We start from the raw sequence: 18,215 nt of genomic DNA on the forward strand, positions 1-18,215 counted from the left end.
AGTATGAATGTAGTCATAAAAAAAGCAATTAATACGCATGTAACTATTTCTAAAAATAAGTTTAAATACACTTTTTTTAAACCAAAAAAGGATTTAAAAGGGAGTAAACATTTAAGTTGTAAAACAGATGGTTTTGTTTTTTTACTAATTTCTTCGGATAATAAAAAAAAGCAATTTAAAAAGTTTATTTCAAATGTTATTTCTAGTAAAGGAAAAGTATTAAAATCGAATCTTTCAAATTTAGATGGAATTTTTCAGGTTTTTGTACATGATAAAAAGAACAACAAGACCGAAGTGTTTTCTGATGCTTTAGGTATTGGTGCTTTTTACTATTTAAAAAAGGATGATTCTTTTGTGTTTTTCGAAAATTTCTATAAGATAGAAAAACTACAACAAGAGTTACCAGTTTCTCCATTAGGTTTGTTTTCTCAACTTACTTTTGGCTATAGAGTAGACCCTTTTCCAGAATTATATAAAGAATTAAAAAAAGTAAAAGCAGCTATTAAATATACTATAAAAGGTAATGAAATAGTTGAGAATAAATTTACTTTTTTAGAAAGTAAACCTAACTTAAATAAAGCAATTAAAGCTTTTGCAAAAGAGTCTAATAAATTTAAAAACGTTACTGTTGGTATAACAGCAGGTAGAGATTGTTTAACAATTTTAAGTACTTTAAATGATAAAAATAATATAGAGCTTTGTAATTTTGGACGTGAAGATGCTGCAGATGTGAAGCAAGGAAAAATTATAAGTGAAAAACTAAATCTTCCATTTAAAAATTTTGATAATGTAAGTGAAGCTAATTTTTTAAATTTTGCGAATAGCATCTCAAATGTTTCAGGTGGTTTATCTACTTTGTCATATGTAGATATGGTTAGTTTTGCATCTAATATTCCTGGTAATAGCAATTACCTTATGGGAGAAGCTGGTGCTTGTGTACGTCTTTTGTTAGATCATAATTTATCTAATAAGGAACAGTTTGATGAATATTTAACTCCAGATATTTTTGTAAACAAAGTTATAAATGATAAGCACAAAAAGTTGTTTTCTACACAAAGAAGCGAGCTTTTAGGTTTATTAGAAGATACGTATTGTAAGGATGATAATAGTGCTATTTCTATTAACTTTTACAGGCAAGCAAGAATGCCTGGTAATTTTGGAAATAGACATAAAATTCTTAATGTTTATGCAGATAAAACATCACCTTTTTTGGCGTATAACTTTATGAAACATAGTTATGGGCTGGAGAAAAGTAATTTTATAGATGATAATTTGCATCATCAAATAATTTTAAAATCTAACAATTCATTAGAAAAATATTTTAAATTTCCATTAGAAAAAACAGACACTACGGTACAAGATTGGAATCATAGATTTTCAACCTATATTGGTGATATTTATATTAAAATCATTGAAAAAAACTTTGATGTTTTAAATGAATTTTTAGACAAAGAAGCTACTATAGAATTGTGTAAAGAACAGATTAAAAACCCAGGAAGGGGAATTTATTTTTTACATAGATTAATCTCTCTATTATTATTTTTAAGGAATTTTAAAAATAAAGCGAGCAATGTCAATTAAAAAGAAAAAAGTAGTAATTGTTTTTGTAAATAAGTCTAATTATGAGAATTATGAAAACTCTGGCGTTTTAAAATCCTTACATGACAAATATGATTTAAAGATTTGGTATGATGGAGAAACTCGTTTTCCTTCAATTCAATTACCTTCTTTAGATTTTAATGGTAAAATTGAATATTTAAAGTATTTAAAAGAAAAAGCGAGTTTAAAGTATTTCGATAAAACGAAGAAACAACGTACACATACTTATTATAGGCGATTTAAAAGAGTACAAGGTTTTAAAAATATATTAAAATTTAAAAGCATTCTTTTATTTTCTAATTTTTTTAAATCAGATAAAGGAATTTCATTTTTAGAAAATAAACTGAATAGTTATGTGGAAAAAACACGTTTTTTTAAAGAAGCTACTAAAATTTTAAAAGAAGAAAATCCAGATATTTTATTAATAACGCATCAATCTACGAGCATAACTTTAGGTATTTCATTAGCAGCAAACAAGATAGAATTACCGGTATTAAGTTCTATTCATTCTTGGGATAATATTGTTAAAGGTAACAAACTAGTAAATGCAGATTATTATGCAGTTTGGAGTGATTACATGAAAAATGAATTGTTAGATTATTATCCTAATGTAAAAGTAGATACTATTTTTACAACTGGTACACCTCAATTTCATGATTATAATTCTAATCAGAAGTTAATACACAAAGAAGATTTTTTCAATGAATTTAAAATTCCAAAAGCTAAATTTTATATTTGTTTTTCGGCAAACTTTAAAGCTATTGGGCAAGATGAACCTCAATATTTAGAAGATTTAATTGTAGAAGTAAAAAAATACAATTCTATAAATGAAGAGAATATTCATATAATATTTAGACCTCACCCAACTGAAGGTTCTAATCGATTTGATGCTTTATTAAAAGAAAAGCCTAAAGATGTTACTAGAGTGATACATCAAAAAGAGTCTAAATTTAATGCTTCTCAAGTTTTATTTTCTACATTATATTATACAGATGCTATGGTTAATGTTGGCTCTACCATGGGGTTAGATGCAACTTTATTAGGTAAACTTGCTTTTTATTTAGATTATACGGTTAAAAATAGTTCTCCTTTATTTTCTATTGATGAAATTTATAAATTGGTTCATTTTAAAAGTTTAAAAGAATATAATAACGCAATTTATCATCTTAAAAGTAAGAATGACTTTACGGAAATTTTTAAAAGAATATCCGCAGAAAATAAAACAGCAATCGTAAAACAACAAAAATGGGCAGAAACTATTGTGAAGCATCCAATAGAAGGTTTTGCTACTAATTATATGAATGTATTAAATGAAATAATTTAAAATATGCATATTGCTTTTATTACTCCAGAATACCCACACCCCAACTTTAAAGGAAGTATTGGCGGAATTGGGACGTTTACAAAAAACTTAGCAGATGAATTGGTTAAAAAAGGAGAAAGAGTCACCGTTTTTGTTCATAGCCAAAATAAAGCTGAGGTTTATAACGAAAATGGAATTGAAATTCATTTTGTTATTAAAAAAAGGGTAAAAGGAATTACTTGGTATACAAATAGAAGGGTTTTTAATAAGTATGTAAATAAAATTATTTTAAAAAATAAGATAGAGGTAATTGAAGCTCCCGAATGGACAGGTTTTACTGCGTTTATGAATTTTAAGTGCCCATTGCTAATACGTTTGCATGGATCTGATACTTATTTTTGTGATTTAGAAAATAGACCTGTTAAAAAGAAGAATAAGTTTTTTGAAAAAGCAGCACTTAATGGAGCTGATAGAATTATTGGGGTAAGCAGTTTTGTTGGTTTAAAAACAAAAGAATTGTTTGGTGTTAAGAAAGAAATAGATACAATTTACAATGCTATTTCTTCTTGTGGGTTTAATCCCAATCATCAACAGATAAAAGCAAAGTCACTCTTGTATTTTGGTACTCTTATTCGTAAAAAAGGAGTGTTAGAAATAGCCAAAATGTTTAATGAATTAGTAGTAGTAGATGAGGAGGTTACTCTTGTTTTGTTAGGGAAAGATAATAAAGATATATTTACAAGAGCTTCTACTTTAAGTATGATAGAAGATGTTCTTTCAGAAAAAGCAAAACAAAAAGTAAGCTATGTAGAAGCTGTTCCTTATAACCAAGTAATAAATTATATACAACAAGCAGAAGTGGTTTTGTTACCTAGTTTTGCAGAGGCTTTTCCTATGACTTGGTTAGAAGCCATGTCTATGGAAAAAAAGCTAATAACCTCTAATATAGGTTGGGCTAAAGAATTAATGATTGATGGAGTTACTGGTTTTATGATTGATCCTACAAATACAGAAGATTTTAAAAATAAGACTTTAACTTTACTAAATAATCCTGAAGAAGCGGATAAAATGGCTAGAAATGCGAGACAAAGAATTGTAGATGTATTTGATATGAATAAGATAATAATAGAGAATATTAAACTGTATAATCATATTAAACTTTAATAGATGAAATTTAGTTTAATTATTTGCACCTACATGCGTCCAGAAGCAATTATAAAGTTGCTGAAATCTGTAGAAAAACAAGAATTGTATCCTAATGAGATTTTAATTATTGATGGTTCTACAGATGATAAAACAACCATTGTTTTAAAGGAAAATAAGTTTAAAAACCTTAACTATTTTAAAGTTGATGATGCAAATAGGGGATTAACAAAACAACGTAATTTTGGTATTGATAGAGTATCAGAAAATATAGAAGTTGTTTGTTTTTTAGATGATGATATTATTTTAGAAGAACCGTATTTTAAAAATTTAATGGATACATATAAAGTATATCCAGCAGCTGGTGGAGTTGGAGGTTATATTTTAAATGAAGTTAAATGGAGGGGTTTAAACAAAGGTGATAAGCCAAGTTTTAAAGAGTATGAAATTGATGGTTATGTTAGAGATTTAGGAAGTAGAAATGTTTTACGAAAACGATTAGGATTATTATCTGATAAAGCACCTTGTTTAATGCCAGAATTTTCAAACGGATTTTCTGTAGGAAGTTTACCTCCAAACAATAAAATCTATAATGCAGAATATTTTATGGGAGGCGTTTCTTCCTTTAAAAAGGAAGTGGTAGATACCATAAAATTCTCAGAATATTTTGAAGGCTATGGTTTGTATGAAGATTTAGAATATTGTTTAAGGGTTTCTAAAACCTATAATTTATATGTAAATACATCAGCTACTTTGCATCATTATCATGAAGACGGAGGAAGGCCCAATAAGTATTCTTACGGAAAAATGGTAATTAGAAATGGGTGGTATGTTTGGCGAACAAAATTTCCTAAGCCATCTTTAAAAGCAAGATTAAAATGGAATGCTACTGTATTGCTATTAATGACAATTCGTTTTTCTAATTGCTTAAAAGGAAATAAGAAAAAAGAAGCATTTACAGAAGCTTTGGGTAGAAAAATGGGGTGGATTAGTTTAATTTTTAACAAACCATTAAAAGTATGAAGTTTGCGATTATAACACATACTTTACATAAAAGGAAGAATGAAAAACTCTTTGCTTACGAACCTTATGTTCGTGAAATGAATCTTTGGCTAGAAAATGTTTCTGAAACTAGAATAGTAGCCCCTATATCCGAAGAAAAAATGAAAGCTATTGAAGTAGCTTATAAAGGAAGTAATATTCATTTAAAGGAAATTCCTAGTTTTAATGTATTGTCTTTAAAAACTAAATTAGTTTCTATATTTAAAATTCCGTTCATTTTAATTCAAATTATAAAGGCTTGTTTTTGGGCAGATCACATTCATTTACGTTGCCCTGGTAATGTAGGTTTATTAGGTTGTTTTGTGCAAATTTTATTCCCTTCTAAACCCAAAACGGTAAAATATGCAGGTAATTGGGATCCTAAAAGTAAACAACCAGTAAGTTATCGAATTCAAAAATGGATAATTTCAAATACTTTTTTAACTAAAAATTGTAAAGTTTTGGTGTATGGAGAATGGGAGAATCAATCAAAGAATATTGTTCCATTTTTTACAGCATCTTATGTGAATGATGAAATTATAGAAGTACCTAAAAAAGATTTTTCTTCTAAAATTAATTTTATCTTTGTTGGTGCTTTTACAGAGGGAAAACAACCGTTGTTAAGCGTTAAAGTTATAGAAAAACTTTTAGCAAATAATATAAAAGCACAGTTAAATATGTATGGTCATGGGGGAGAGTTTTTAAAAGTTCAAGAATATGTTGAACAAAATAATCTCGAAGACAATATTATTTTACATGGCAATCAATCTAAAGAAGTCGTTAAAAAAGGGTTTCAAAAAGCGCATTTTTTAATTTTCATTTCTAAATCTGAAGGTTGGCCAAAAGTAGTTGCAGAAGCCATGTTTTGGAGCTGCTTACCTATTTCATCTAAAGTTTCTTGTATTGAGAGTATGTTAGGTTCTGGAACTAGAGGAACCATAGTAGAAAGTAATGTAAAAGAAAATGAAATTGTGACTGTTATTGAAAACTATATCAAAAACAAAGATGGCTATCAAAAACAAGTTTTAGAAGCTAAAAAATGGTCGCAACAATATACTTTAGAAAAATTTTCATCAGAAATAAAAAAAATACTTTTAAATGCATAAAATAGGAGTTATACAGCTTATAGATTCTTTAGATGCAGGTGGAGCAGAAGTGTTAGCTGTTAATATTGTAAACGCTCTTGGTGATGAAGGTATAAATTCACATTTATGTACAACAAGAAAAGAAGGAGTTTTAAAAAATAATTTCAAAGAAAATATAGGGTTTTTATTTTTAGAAAGAAAAAAAAGTATCGATTTTTCTGCAATTATTAGATTTAAGAAGTATTTAAAGAAAAATAATATTGGTATTATTCATGCTCATACTACATCTTATTTTTTTGCCTTTTGTGTAAAGATTATCTATCCTAAAGTAAAAATAATTTGGCATAACCACACCGGTAATTATGTGAATTTAAAAGGATTTAAATTTTTTATAATTAAGTTTATGAGTCTTTTTTTTGACGGAATTATTAACGTTAATGAAGAACTTAATATTTGGGCAAAAAACGAACTAAAACATAAAAAATCAATAAAATTAGATAATTTTCCTCAATTTATAAATAAAAATAAAACAACACAGTTACTTGGGAAAGAAAATAAAAGAATTGTAATTTTGGCTTCTTTGAGAGAAGTTAAAGATCATCTAAACCTTTTAGAATCATTTAATAAAATACATAGTAAATACACCGACTGGACCATACATATTATAGGTAAGGATTTTAATGACAATTATTCAAAAAAAATAAAACAATTTATTTTAGAAAAAAGTTTAGAGAATTCTGTTTTTTTATATGGTTTGTGTTTAGATATAGAAAACATACTTAACCAAGCTACAATTGGGGCTTTGTCCTCTAAGTCAGAAGGTTTACCAGTTTCTTTATTAGAATATGGATTGGCGAAACTACCTGTAGTGGTAACTAATGTAGGCGAATGTAATAAGGTGATAGAAAACGGAAAATCTGGTATCGTTGTAGACAAAGAAAATAGTTTAGAATTGGCAGAAGCCTTAGAAGAATATATTCTTTCAGGAGATAAAAGAAATATTTATGGAGAATTACATCATAAAAATGTGCAAATAAAATACTCACAAAAACATTTTATTACACAATTAATAAAAATATATACTTTATAATTTGATTCAATATATATTAAATAATAAATTAAAACTTATAGCTATTCATATTCTTATAGGGTATTTAGGTACATTTCCTTTATTCCCGAAAATTTATGGATTGGTATGTCTTATTATTCCTTTAATAGTTATTTTTAGTTCGAATAATAGAAATGAAGAAGCTTTTTTATTTGCTTCTTATATGGCAGGAGGAGAAATCTTTTTAAGAATGATTAAAGGGCTTTTTCTTTATGAAACAGGTAAATACGGAGTAATACTGTTTTTAGTATTGGGAATCTTTTTAGGACCTTTTAAACAAAGGTTTTCTATCCATTATCTTTTTTATATTTTACTTTTATTATTGGGTATTGTTTTTACACAAGTACCAGAAGGAGAGTCTTTACGAACAAATATTGTGTTTAATTTAAGTGGTCCTATTGTATTAGGTGTCTGTGCTTTATATTTCTATTATAGACCTATAAGTAAACAACAATTACTAGATGCTTTGTTTTTTATGTTACTGCCTTTGTTTTCGATGATTACTTTTATGTATTTTAGAACTCCAGATTTAAAAGAAATTCTTTTTGGAGGGGCTGCGTTAGCTGAAACCTCAGGGGGATTTGGTCCTAATCAAGTTGCTACAGCTGTTGGACTTGGTATACTTATTATAGCTATTTTTTTACTATTGAAAGAGAAGCTAACAGGGTATATTTATTTAGATTCTTTTTTTTTAATTTACTTTATATACAGAGGTTTATTAACTTTTTCTAGAGGTGGACTTTTTACGGCAGCTATAGCTTTAATTTTGTTTGCGTTTTTTTTTATTTTATATAAAAAAATGAGTGTGCAGGTAGTGTTTAAATATGCGTTAATTCTTGGATTCTTTCTTGTCGCTATTTGGGTTTATACCTCTAATATAACTGGTGGAATGTTAGATAATAGATTTACAGGTAAAAATGCAGCTGGAATACAAAAAAAAGATATTACTACTGGTAGAATAGATATATTAGCTTATCAGTTTATAAATTTCTTTGAGAATCCTTTGGGTATTGGTGTAGGAAATGGTAAGTATGAAAGAATGAAATCTCATGAAAGACTTACGGCAGCCTCTCATAATGAGGTGGGGAGGTTAGTGGAAGAACATGGTCTAATTGGGTTTATTTTGTTACTATTATTATTAATTGTACCACTCATTAACTTTTTTAAAGCAAATAACTTTCAAAAAGCATTTATAATAGCATTTTATATAATGTGGTTTTTAACGATTAACCATTCGGCAATGAGAGTTGCTTTACCTGGTTTTATATATGCTTTAAGTTTGATAAGAATTACGGAGATAGAAAATGATTTGATAGATGATGAATAAAAGAATTTTATATATAGGCAATAATCTTTCTAAGAAATCTAAATACAAAACTTCAATAGCGATACTTTCTGAGTTATTAGAAAAAGAACATTATCAATTAACAGTAGTCTCTAATAAGACTAATAAATTAATTAGATTGTTAGATATGATCTATAAGACAATACTGTTAAGGAATAAGGTCGATTTTGTTTTGATGGATACATTTAGTACGCTAAATTTTTATTATGCTTATATCATCTCATTAATATGTAAACTATTTTCTTTAAAATATATTCCTATTCTAAGAGGAGGAGATTTGCCTAAAAGACTTATCAAAAATCCAGTATTATCAAAAACTATTTTTAAAAATGCTTATAAAAATGTAGCGCCTTCTAATTATTTAAAAGTTGCATTTAAAAAAGAGAACTTTAACACAGAATTTATTCCTAATACAATTCCTTTAGAAGACTATAAATACTTAGAAAGAACAAACATTCAGCCTAAATTATTATGGGTAAGATCTTTTAAACATTTATACAATCCAACTTTAGCGATTAAAGTACTTTTAGAATTAAAAAAGAAATACCCTGATGCAGTTCTGTGTATGGTTGGTCCATTTTTAGATGATTCATATCAAGAAACTGTAAACTTAGTTCAAAAATATAATTTAGAGGACTCTGTTGAGTTTACAGGCGTTTTAACAAAAGAAGATTGGCATAAAAAAGCTACAGAATATGATGTCTTTATAAATACTACTAATTTTGATAATACTCCGATAAGTGTGATTGAAGCAATGGCGTTAGGTTTAACTATTGTGAGTACCAATGTAGGAGGAATGCCGTATTTAATAGAAAATAAGGTAGATGGTTTACTGGTTGATAAAGAGAATGTTGATGCAATGACAAATGCTATTATTGATGTTATTGAAGGTAAATATCCAACATTATCCAAAAAGGCTAGAGAAAAAGCAGAAACATTCGATTGGGATATTATAAAGTATAAATGGTTTAAAATTTTAAAATGATTTATAATAAATTAATTGAAAATCTATTTTTACCTCTAGGAGATTTTATGAATAAATCTTCATATTTAAAGCAATTAAAATATTGGAGAAAGGTAGACGGTTTATCTGAAATTGAATTAGAAAATCTTCAAAAAAAGAATCTAAAAAATATTTTAGAACATACGGTAAATACAGTTTCTAAATACAATTCCATTCAATTAAAAGGGAAAGATCCTTATCGCTGGTTAGAAGGTTTTCCTATTTTGACAAAGGATGATATTAGAGGTAATTCAGATAGCTTACTTTCTAATAAAGTAAACAAAGCTAATTTAATATCTTACTCGAGTAGTGGTTCTTCAGGTATTCAAAGCACTGTTTTTATGGATAAAAAAGAGCAGTCAATTATTAGAGCTATTTTATCTCATTGGTGGGAGTGGAGTGGTTATAAAGTAGGAGATTCTATTGTACAAACGGGGATGTCTCCCAATAGAGGTTTTTTAAAATCTATAAAAGATAGTTTGTTTAAAACAAAGTATATAACCGCTTTTTCATTAACCGAAAAACAGTTAGAAACCCTTTTTAAAGAGTTGAATAATACTAATAATTATTACTTAGCAGGTTACGCATCTTCTTTGAATATTATTGCTGAATATGCTTTAGAACACAATTACAATATACATTTTAAGGCAGCCATTAGTTTTGGAGATAAAATGTTTAATCACTATAAAAAAAATGTAGAAAAAGCTTTTACAACTAAAGTTTATGATACTTATGGCTGTAATGAAGGCTTTTTAATTGCGAGTCAAAAAGATTTGGAATATAAGTATATTATGTCTCCACATGTATATTTAGAAATTTTAGATGATGATAATAATCCTTTACCTGATGGAGAGTTAGGACATGTAGTTGTTACAAGATTAGATGGTTTTTCGATGCCACTAATACGATATAAAATTGGAGATTTAGCGATTAAATTACCTAAAGAAAAATACCCCGAAAATCGAGCTTTTAATTATCCTCTATTAGAAAAAATTATTGGTAGAGATACTGATATTGTACTTTTGTCTGAGAATAAAAAACTGACCGTACATTCCTTTACTGGTATTTTTGAGTATGTTCTTGAAATAAAACAATTTAAAGTAATTCAAGAACAACTAGGTGAAATAACTATTGAATATATTAAAGATAAGGGCTTTAATAAAGATGTTTTAGTAAGTGTAACAAAGGAGTTGCAAAAGTATATTTTAGATGAAGAGTTTAAAATACGTTATAAAGAAGTAACCTATATAGCTGCTTCAAAATCTGGAAAACCACAAATAGTTGAATCAAAGCTTTTAAAAAAATAAAAATTCATTAACAAAATACCTATTTATAACTGTGAGTAAAAATATTGTCATTATTTCTAATTATTATCCTCCAGAAATGGGGGCAGCTGCCAATCGAATTAAAAATTTAGCAGAAGGCTTAAAAAGTAAAGGGAATAAGGTTACTGTTATGTGCCCATTGCCTAATTACCCGAAAGGTAAAATTTTTGAAAAATATAGCGGAAAGTTTTTTGTAGAAGAAATAGTAGAAGAGATTATTGTAAAAAGATATTGGATATTTCCTTCTAAATCAAAAAAAGCAATTGTACGCTTATTTAGTATGTTATCATTTGCTTGGGCTTTTTGGTTTTCCATTTTTAGTTTAGTAAGAAAAAAACCAGATGTTTTTATTATTCAGTCTCCACCATTATTAGTTGCGCTATCTGGCTTACTTTTGAGTAAGGTTTTAGGATGTAAAAATATTTTAAATGTTTCTGATATTTGGCCTTTGTCGGCTTTAGAGTTAGAGGTGATTAAAAAAGGGAGCTTTTATAGCTTTTTAGAAAAAATTGAAAAAATAAATTATAAATTAGCTGATAAGATTATAGGACAATCCGAAGAAATATTAACGCATATAAAGGGAGTTGTTGATACAGATTTTTTAATTTATAGAAATGTACCTAATTACAGAAAGTATTCGGTTAAGGAAAAAAGCAAGGGCAATTTAAAAATTGTCTATGCAGGCTTATTAGGTTATGCACAAGGTATTTTAAATATTTGTAATGAAATAAATTTTAAAGAAATTGGTGTAGAATTACATATTTATGGTGCAGGAATGGAAGAAAATGAAATTAAGCAGTTTTCAGAAAAATCTGATAACAATATTTTTTTTCATGGAGTAAAATCGGCCAAAGAAATTAAAGATGAAATAAGAAAATTCGATATTGGTTTTGTTCCTTTAAAAAATAAAATTTATGGAGCTCTACCTTCTAAAATATTTGAATTAATGCAATTAGGTATTCCTATTTTATATGTAGGTTCTGGTGAAGCAGAAGAGATTATTGCTTCTAAAAAATCTGGCTTATTTTCTGAGCCCAACGATCTTAAAAGCTTATGTAAAAACATTTCTATTTTTAAACAAATGGATAATAGTGATTATATTATGTGTTCTAAAAATAACATTAATGCTCACGTAAATGAATTTAACTTAGAGTTACAAATGGAGAAACTTCAACATTTTATAAACTTAAATTAAAAAATGCTTTTTAACTCTATAGATTTTGCTGTTTTTTTTCCAATAGTTTTTATTCTTTATTGGTTTGTTTTTTCAAAAACAAATACACGACAGAATTGGGTTGTTTTAATTGCTAGTTATGTCTTTTATGGTTTTTGGGATTGGCGTTTTCTTATTTTAATACTATTTAGTTCTATCATAGATTTTTTTATTGGAAAAAAACTAGGAAAAGTAGAAGACTCGTCTAAACGAAAAATATTTTTAACAATAAGTATTGTTGTTAATTTAGGTTTACTTGGTTTTTTTAAATACTATAATTTCTTTTTAGAGAGTTTTACATCAGCATTTACCTTTTTTGGGAGTTCTATTTCAGCCGAAAGACTTACAATTATTTTACCTGTTGGTATCAGTTTTTATACATTTCAAACCTTAAGTTATTCAATAGACATTTATAGAAAGAAACTAGAACCAACCAATAATTTTTTAGCTTTTTTATCATTTGTAAGTTTTTTTCCGCAATTAGTTGCGGGCCCCATAGAAAGGGCTTCAAATTTATTACCACAATTTTATAAGAAAAGAACATTTTCTTATGAAAAAGCAGTTTCTGGTGTACAACTAATTGTTTGGGGATTTTTCAAGAAAATAGTAATTGCAGATAATGCATCCATTATTGTAAATGGTATTTTTAACAACTATGAAAATCAATCTTTTGAATCTCTTTTAATAGGAGCTTTTCTTTTTTCATTTCAAATTTATGGAGATTTTTCTGGTTATTCAGATATTGCAATTGGTACAGCTAGACTTTTTAATTTTGATTTAATGACCAATTTTAAGTTTCCTTATTTATCAAAAAATATTGGGGAATTCTGGAAACGTTGGCATATTTCTCTTTCTACTTGGTTTAGAGATTATTTATATATTCCACTAGGAGGAAGTAAAGGAACTTTACTTAAGTCTATAAGAAATGTTGGCATTGTATTTATAGTTAGTGGGTTTTGGCATGGTGCTAATTGGACCTTTATTTTCTGGGGATTTATACATGCAGTTTTGTATATTCCTCTTTTTATAGCATTAAAAAAAAAAAAAATAGACGTAAAGAAAACGAATATCAATTTAAATATTTTAAAAATTGCAGTTACTTTTATTTTGGTGATGTTTTCATGGATTGTATTTAGGTCTCTTTCTATTACTGATGCTTTTAATTATATTTCAAGAATTCTAAGTTTAACTAACGGAGGAAGTTTTTATGCTTCTACAAGTAAGTATTTAATTATTACAGGTATTACGTTTTGTAGCATTGTTTTTTTAATAGCAACAGAGCTTTATAACGATAAAAAAGGAAGAGTTGAAACGTATTTTAATTCTTATTTTTTAATTTTCTTATGTTTATTTACTGCTTTCTTGGGAGCGATAAAAAATCATGCAGATTTTATCTATTTTCAATTTTAAAAGATGAAAAAATTTATAAAAAAAATAATTTACTTTTCGGCTTTAACTTTAATTATAGGTAATATTATTGCTTTTGGTACTAATTATTTTTTAAGAAAATCTACTTTTTATAAAAGTTCTTTTTTAGTAAACGGATTTAATCCCGATAAAAAATTAGATTATTTTGTAGTAGGTTCAAGTAGAGGTTTAACGACTCTTAATAGCGGTTTAATTGATGAAAAATTAGGCGTAAAAGGTGTTAACTTATCTATGGATGATACCGATTTAAAGACTCAATTTTTAATGATTCAACATTTTTTTAGATCTAATTTTAAAGCAGATTATTTGGTTTTAGTTTTAGATGCCAATCATTTTACAAAAACGTCTTTAGAATTAGGTAATAATGACTATCGATTTGCACCGTTTGTAAATAGAGATTATGTGAGAAATCATTTTAAAAAATATGAAAACAGTGCTTTAAACATATTAACTAATTCTAATTTTAATCCTTTTTTTGCTTATTCATATTATAATTTAGAATTATTATTACCTGCAACGTTGAGTGCAATAAAACCTAAGTTTAGAAATAAATTTGATGAGTTTGGTAACTATTCATACCCATCTTCTAGTCATAAAGAGGTTAACCTTAATTCTGAAATTAAAGATATAAATACAGAAATTACCAATCCAATAATTAAAGAGGTTCAAAATTATTTGATTGAAAATAATTGCGAATTAATAATTTATATCGCTCCTTATCAGCAAGAAAAGTTTACTTTTAATAATAAATTAGAATATACTATTATAAACCATTCATCAGTTTTAGAAGATAAAAATGAATTATTTTATGATGGAATACATGTAAATACTAAAGGAAGAAAACAGAGTACATTATTTTTTATAAATAATTTTAAAATGTTAATCAATTAATATTTTTTTATAAATTTACCAACTCCCAAAAAGTATTTTAGTAATCTTTTTTCAATCTCATTTATGTAATTGAATAAATTAAAACAGGTTAAAAAAACAGCATCATTTGGCAACAAAAATATCCTACTTTAATGTATCCGAAAGAAAACTTTTTTTAAGAATAATAGATGTTATTATTCTTATTTCTAGTTTGTACCTAGCTTCATTATTTATCAATTTTACCTACATAAAATTTAACAGCAATGCCATTTTTAATTGGTTATTATTATTAATTTTTTATTTTTCAATTTTTGGTCAAATTTTTCAACTGTATGGTTTAAACGTCTCTAATAATAGGTATTTAACCGTTAGAGCGGCTGTTCTTACGGTTTTTGCAACTACCATTTTTTATATTTTTACTCCTTATTATTCGCCAGAATTACCTCCTAATAGATTACAAATAGGCTATTTCTTTTTGCTTTCTTTTATTCCAATTTTACTTTGGCGTTTTATATATATATCATTAATATTTTCTCCAAAATACTTTAAATCTATCATTTTCGTTGGTAATTCAGAAAGAATTAAAAAATTACTTACTCAAGTATATAGTGATTCTTATCATGATGTTTCTGCTTATTTATCTGATCAAGAAATTAAAGGAATTAATGGTTTTATAGATATTTCTAAAACTACCATATCTTCAATTTTGGAAGACAATTCTATTACTGAAGTAGTTGTATCTAAAAGAGATCTTTCTGAAGAAGTTGTAAACCGTCTAAACAAAGAGCTTATTTTGTTATTTGAGAAAGGCGTAAATATTGTGAGTTATGAAACTTTTTATGAAGATGTAAATGTTAGAATTCCTAGAGAATATTTAGACCATAATTTTTATAGGCACATCAATTTTAGTAAGAATAATTCTAATAATTTTTATCTTTTTGGTTTAAGAATTGTAGATATATTACTTTCATTAATTGGAGCTATAGGTTTTTTATGTGTTATTCCATTAATTTTTGTTGGTAACATTATCGCAAACAGAGGTCCTTTGTTTTACACTCAATTAAGAGTTGGGAAGAATGGTAAACCTTTTAGAATTTTTAAGCTGAGGTCTATGGTTAGAGATGCTGAAAAAGGAGGAGCAGTTTGGGCTAAAAAAAATGATATTAGAATTACTGCTTTTGGAAAGTTTTTAAGACGTACTAGACTAGATGAAATGCCTCAGTTTTTTAATATTATAAAAGGAGATATGAGTTTAATTGGTCCTAGACCAGAAAGACCAGAGTTTGTAAAAGATTTAGAAGATAAGATACCATTTTATGCAATTAGGCACGTTATTAGACCTGGGTTAACAGGTTGGGCGCAAGTGAATTATCCGTATGCAAATACTATAGAAGAGCAAGAAACTAAATTACGTTACGATTTGTATTATATTAAAGAGCGTAGTACTTTTTTAGATTTCAAAATTTTTATAAAGACATTTACTACGGTCTTATATTTTAAAGGTCAATAATTTTTTGATAAATAGTAATACCTTATTGCAAGGAACACTAATAAAGGGATTATAACTACAGGGAACACCTGAATTTCTATGATCCACAAAATAGGAACTATAACTAGAAATAATAGTAATAATTGCATGTATTTTTTCAACCATCTTGGTTGATGTGTTTTTAACAATAGAAAAGCAACCACTACATTAGGAGCAAATGCCCATAATAAGTTAAAGTTATTTGGTGCTGTGGAGTGTGTAGAGAAAAACCAAAGAAAAAATAATGCACAACCTATAAGACCTGTAACAAAGAATAAGGTAAAATCTAAAGACTTTGTTCTTTTATTATTTTTAAAGTCTTTATATGTAATGTAAATACCTAATAAGGCTAAAAGGCTAAAGATTAAAAAAGGATTAAAAATAGTTGTCTTAGCTTTTTTTTCTTTAAAGTTTAGAAGTACTATTTCTTTCTTTATCAATTTTTGTGGTTGATTTTTAATAAAAACGGTAGCACTTTTAAAAGAACTATAGACATAGTCTGGTAAGTACATATATTGCTCAAAAGTAGCTTGTTCATCTAATTTTGTACCTGCTATTAAATTTAAGCCAAAAGTTCCCCATGAGTTCCAAGGAATTTCATTGTTTGTTAATTGTCTAAATGTGAGGTTTTTTTCTAGGTTGTTATCGTCAAAAACAACTTTATCTCCTAAAATAGTTTTAGTAATATCTCTTAATTTGGTAGCGCAATTATCAAAATAAGGATCATATTGATAGTTGCTGTTTTCTGGCAAAGCATTGTTTTCTAGAAATTTAAAATAGCGTTGCTTTTCTTGCGTTGTTAAATTTAAAACTTGCTCTTTTAACCAACGTTTGTCTCTTCTGTAACTTGCTATAAAGTATTTAAAATCATAACGAGCTAAGCTATAAATCATATTTCCTTTTGCAAAATTTGTATAAAAGTTAGGCTGATTAAAATCAAACATTCCGTAATTGTAAATTAAATCTAATTTTAAAACGGGATCTTTAATTCTAATGGCAGAATGTCCAAAAGCTTCATATAATTCTTCTCCTGGTCCTGCAGTAACAATACTTACTTCTGCATATTCAGAAAGTTGTAGTTGTGCTTTTAAGGGTGAAAATATGGAAAGTAAAAATAGTAAGAGAAAGTACTTTTTGTTCATAAAAACTAAGGTCTAAAGAAACTATAATCGATTGTAATTGAAAAAATATTTGAATACAATGCATTACCAACACTACCAATGTTTGTTAAAGCATAATCTATTTTTATACCATTGTATTTAAAGCCAACACCAAAATTGGGTTGCATAGAAAGTGATTTTGAATTGTCGAATTCTGTTATGTATTGAAAATTACCAACACCAGCTCTTAAGAAAACTAATTCATCATAATCTAACTGAAAACCTATTGCTGGATCTATACTTACTACATCAGAAGAAAATATATCATTGGTTTTGGTAAAACGCATATTTGCATTTGCTTCCGAAAGTAGATTAAACAGACGGCCTATTCTCCAACTTTTAGCCACTCCTAATTGTAATTTAGGTTTGGTAATTTCTGTTGTTTCTGGTAAATCTTGATTTTCTCCAGGAATGGCGTCTTTAATCTTGTTAAATTCATCTTCATTAATTGCCCAACTATTAAAAGTAGTGGTAATATCTCTTGCCATCAATCCAAATTTCCAAGAATTTCGTTCAAACTGAATTCCTGCATCAAAGCCAAATCCGTAAGAAGAAGCAAAATCACCAATAATTCTTCTAACAATTTTAGCATTTACACCAAATTTAACATCCTTAAAAATTAAATTTCTAGCATACGCAAAGTTAAAAGCATAATCTACGGAAGAAAATAGTTGAATTCTGTTATAATCGATGTTTCCATCACTATCAATTAACTCTGTGGTATTTAAAATATCATCTACCCCAAAACGAATTATAGAAACTCCAACGGCACTTTCTTTGTCTATTGGCATTGCAAAACTAGCGTGATTATAATTTGCAATTCCGGCAAAGTAAGAAACATGCATTAACGATCCTTGATAGTCCTCTATACCTACTAATCCCGCAGGATTCCAATAGATAGAGTTTACATCATTAGTTGTAGCAACAACACTTTTACTCATTCCTAAGCCTGCCGCATCAACTCCTATTGTTAAAAATTCATTAGAGTAACTTCTAAATGCTTGTGCAGATAAAAGGAGCGGACTAAGTAGTATAAAAAATAATATTTTTTGTTTCAAAGAGTG

Annotated in this window: 15 protein-coding genes; 13 read left to right on the plus strand and 2 right to left on the minus strand. The window is 27.2% G+C overall.

What is annotated here, in order from left to right; genetic code table 11:
- Positions 1-3 precede the first annotated feature (3 nt).
- The 13 genes from H0I27_RS07470 to H0I27_RS07530 all read left to right on the plus strand — a co-directional run bounded on the left by H0I27_RS07470 (position 4) and on the right by H0I27_RS07530 (position 15,973).
- Positions 4-1,581, plus strand: coding sequence for a hypothetical protein (locus H0I27_RS07470; RefSeq protein ID WP_218733250.1), 1,578 nt, complete (start codon positions 4-6; stop codon positions 1,579-1,581).
- Complete coding sequence (locus H0I27_RS07475; protein WP_218733252.1) at positions 1,571-2,923, plus strand: glycosyltransferase; 1,353 nt, start codon at positions 1,571-1,573, stop codon at positions 2,921-2,923. Before H0I27_RS07470 ends, H0I27_RS07475 begins: the two co-directional genes overlap by 11 nt.
- Before the next feature lie 3 nt (positions 2,924-2,926).
- The gene (locus tag H0I27_RS07480; RefSeq protein WP_218733254.1) at positions 2,927-4,066 is read left to right on the plus strand and encodes a glycosyltransferase family 4 protein; all 1,140 of its coding nucleotides are present in this window, start codon (positions 2,927-2,929) and stop codon (positions 4,064-4,066) included.
- A 3-nt stretch (positions 4,067-4,069) separates the two neighbouring features.
- On the plus strand, positions 4,070-5,068 hold the full coding sequence (locus H0I27_RS07485; protein ID WP_218733256.1) for a glycosyltransferase family 2 protein: 999 nt from the start codon (positions 4,070-4,072) through the stop codon (positions 5,066-5,068).
- Positions 5,065-6,192, plus strand: a complete 1,128-nt coding sequence (locus tag H0I27_RS07490; RefSeq protein ID WP_218733257.1) for a glycosyltransferase — start codon at positions 5,065-5,067, stop codon at positions 6,190-6,192. The genes H0I27_RS07485 and H0I27_RS07490 overlap by 4 nt, the downstream gene beginning before the upstream one ends.
- The gene (locus H0I27_RS07495) at positions 6,185-7,261 is read left to right on the plus strand and encodes a glycosyltransferase (RefSeq protein WP_218733259.1); all 1,077 of its coding nucleotides are present in this window, start codon (positions 6,185-6,187) and stop codon (positions 7,259-7,261) included. Before H0I27_RS07490 ends, H0I27_RS07495 begins: the two co-directional genes overlap by 8 nt.
- Position 7,262: 1 nt before the next feature.
- Complete coding sequence (locus H0I27_RS07500; protein WP_218733261.1) at positions 7,263-8,606, plus strand: O-antigen ligase family protein; 1,344 nt, start codon at positions 7,263-7,265, stop codon at positions 8,604-8,606.
- A complete protein-coding gene (locus H0I27_RS07505; protein WP_218733263.1) occupies positions 8,596-9,609 on the plus strand; it encodes a glycosyltransferase family 4 protein in 1,014 nt (337 codons plus the stop codon). The genes H0I27_RS07500 and H0I27_RS07505 overlap by 11 nt, the downstream gene beginning before the upstream one ends.
- The gene (locus H0I27_RS07510; protein WP_218733265.1) at positions 9,606-10,934 is read left to right on the plus strand and encodes a hypothetical protein; all 1,329 of its coding nucleotides are present in this window, start codon (positions 9,606-9,608) and stop codon (positions 10,932-10,934) included. Before H0I27_RS07505 ends, H0I27_RS07510 begins: the two co-directional genes overlap by 4 nt.
- Positions 10,935-10,965: 31 nt before the next feature.
- On the plus strand, positions 10,966-12,147 hold the full coding sequence (locus H0I27_RS07515; protein ID WP_218733267.1) for a glycosyltransferase family 4 protein: 1,182 nt from the start codon (positions 10,966-10,968) through the stop codon (positions 12,145-12,147).
- 3 nt (positions 12,148-12,150) lie between these two features.
- A complete protein-coding gene (locus tag H0I27_RS07520) occupies positions 12,151-13,575 on the plus strand; it encodes an MBOAT family protein (protein WP_218733269.1) in 1,425 nt (474 codons plus the stop codon).
- 3 nt (positions 13,576-13,578) lie between these two features.
- A complete protein-coding gene (locus H0I27_RS07525; protein ID WP_218733271.1) occupies positions 13,579-14,484 on the plus strand; it encodes a hypothetical protein in 906 nt (301 codons plus the stop codon).
- Positions 14,485-14,590: 106 nt separating this feature from the next.
- Positions 14,591-15,973 (plus strand): exopolysaccharide biosynthesis polyprenyl glycosylphosphotransferase, encoded by a 1,383-nt coding sequence (locus H0I27_RS07530; RefSeq protein WP_218733273.1) that lies wholly within the window; start codon positions 14,591-14,593, stop codon positions 15,971-15,973.
- Here H0I27_RS07530 and H0I27_RS07535 read toward each other — a convergent pair.
- A complete protein-coding gene (locus H0I27_RS07535; RefSeq protein ID WP_218733275.1) occupies positions 15,967-17,133 on the minus strand; it encodes a DUF4105 domain-containing protein in 1,167 nt (388 codons plus the stop codon). The two genes, H0I27_RS07530 and H0I27_RS07535, sit on opposite strands and share 7 nt — an antisense overlap.
- 5 nt (positions 17,134-17,138) lie before the next feature.
- Positions 17,139-18,209, minus strand: a complete 1,071-nt coding sequence (locus H0I27_RS07540) for a PorV/PorQ family protein (protein WP_218733277.1) — start codon at positions 18,207-18,209, stop codon at positions 17,139-17,141.
- Between the last annotated feature and the right edge of the window lie 6 nt (positions 18,210-18,215).

Origin of the sequence: Polaribacter sp. HaHaR_3_91, assembly GCF_019278525.1 — a bacterium.
In the GTDB taxonomy this organism is placed as follows: Bacteria; Bacteroidota; Bacteroidia; order Flavobacteriales; family Flavobacteriaceae; genus Polaribacter.

Coding starts and splice junctions, on each gene's coding strand:
- H0I27_RS07470 (WP_218733250.1), top strand. CDS start 4: ATGAATGTAGTCATAAAAAAAGCAATTAATACGCATGTAACTATTTCT.
- H0I27_RS07475 (WP_218733252.1), top strand. CDS start 1,571: ATGTCAATTAAAAAGAAAAAAGTAGTAATTGTTTTTGTAAATAAGTCT.
- H0I27_RS07480 (WP_218733254.1), top strand. CDS start 2,927: ATGCATATTGCTTTTATTACTCCAGAATACCCACACCCCAACTTTAAA.
- H0I27_RS07485 (WP_218733256.1), top strand. CDS start 4,070: ATGAAATTTAGTTTAATTATTTGCACCTACATGCGTCCAGAAGCAATT.
- H0I27_RS07490 (WP_218733257.1), top strand. CDS start 5,065: ATGAAGTTTGCGATTATAACACATACTTTACATAAAAGGAAGAATGAA.
- H0I27_RS07495 (WP_218733259.1), top strand. CDS start 6,185: ATGCATAAAATAGGAGTTATACAGCTTATAGATTCTTTAGATGCAGGT.
- H0I27_RS07505 (WP_218733263.1), top strand. CDS start 8,596: ATGATGAATAAAAGAATTTTATATATAGGCAATAATCTTTCTAAGAAA.
- H0I27_RS07510 (WP_218733265.1), top strand. CDS start 9,606: ATGATTTATAATAAATTAATTGAAAATCTATTTTTACCTCTAGGAGAT.
- H0I27_RS07520 (WP_218733269.1), top strand. CDS start 12,151: ATGCTTTTTAACTCTATAGATTTTGCTGTTTTTTTTCCAATAGTTTTT.
- H0I27_RS07525 (WP_218733271.1), top strand. CDS start 13,579: ATGAAAAAATTTATAAAAAAAATAATTTACTTTTCGGCTTTAACTTTA.
- H0I27_RS07535 (WP_218733275.1), bottom strand. CDS start 17,133: ATGAACAAAAAGTACTTTCTCTTACTATTTTTACTTTCCATATTTTCA.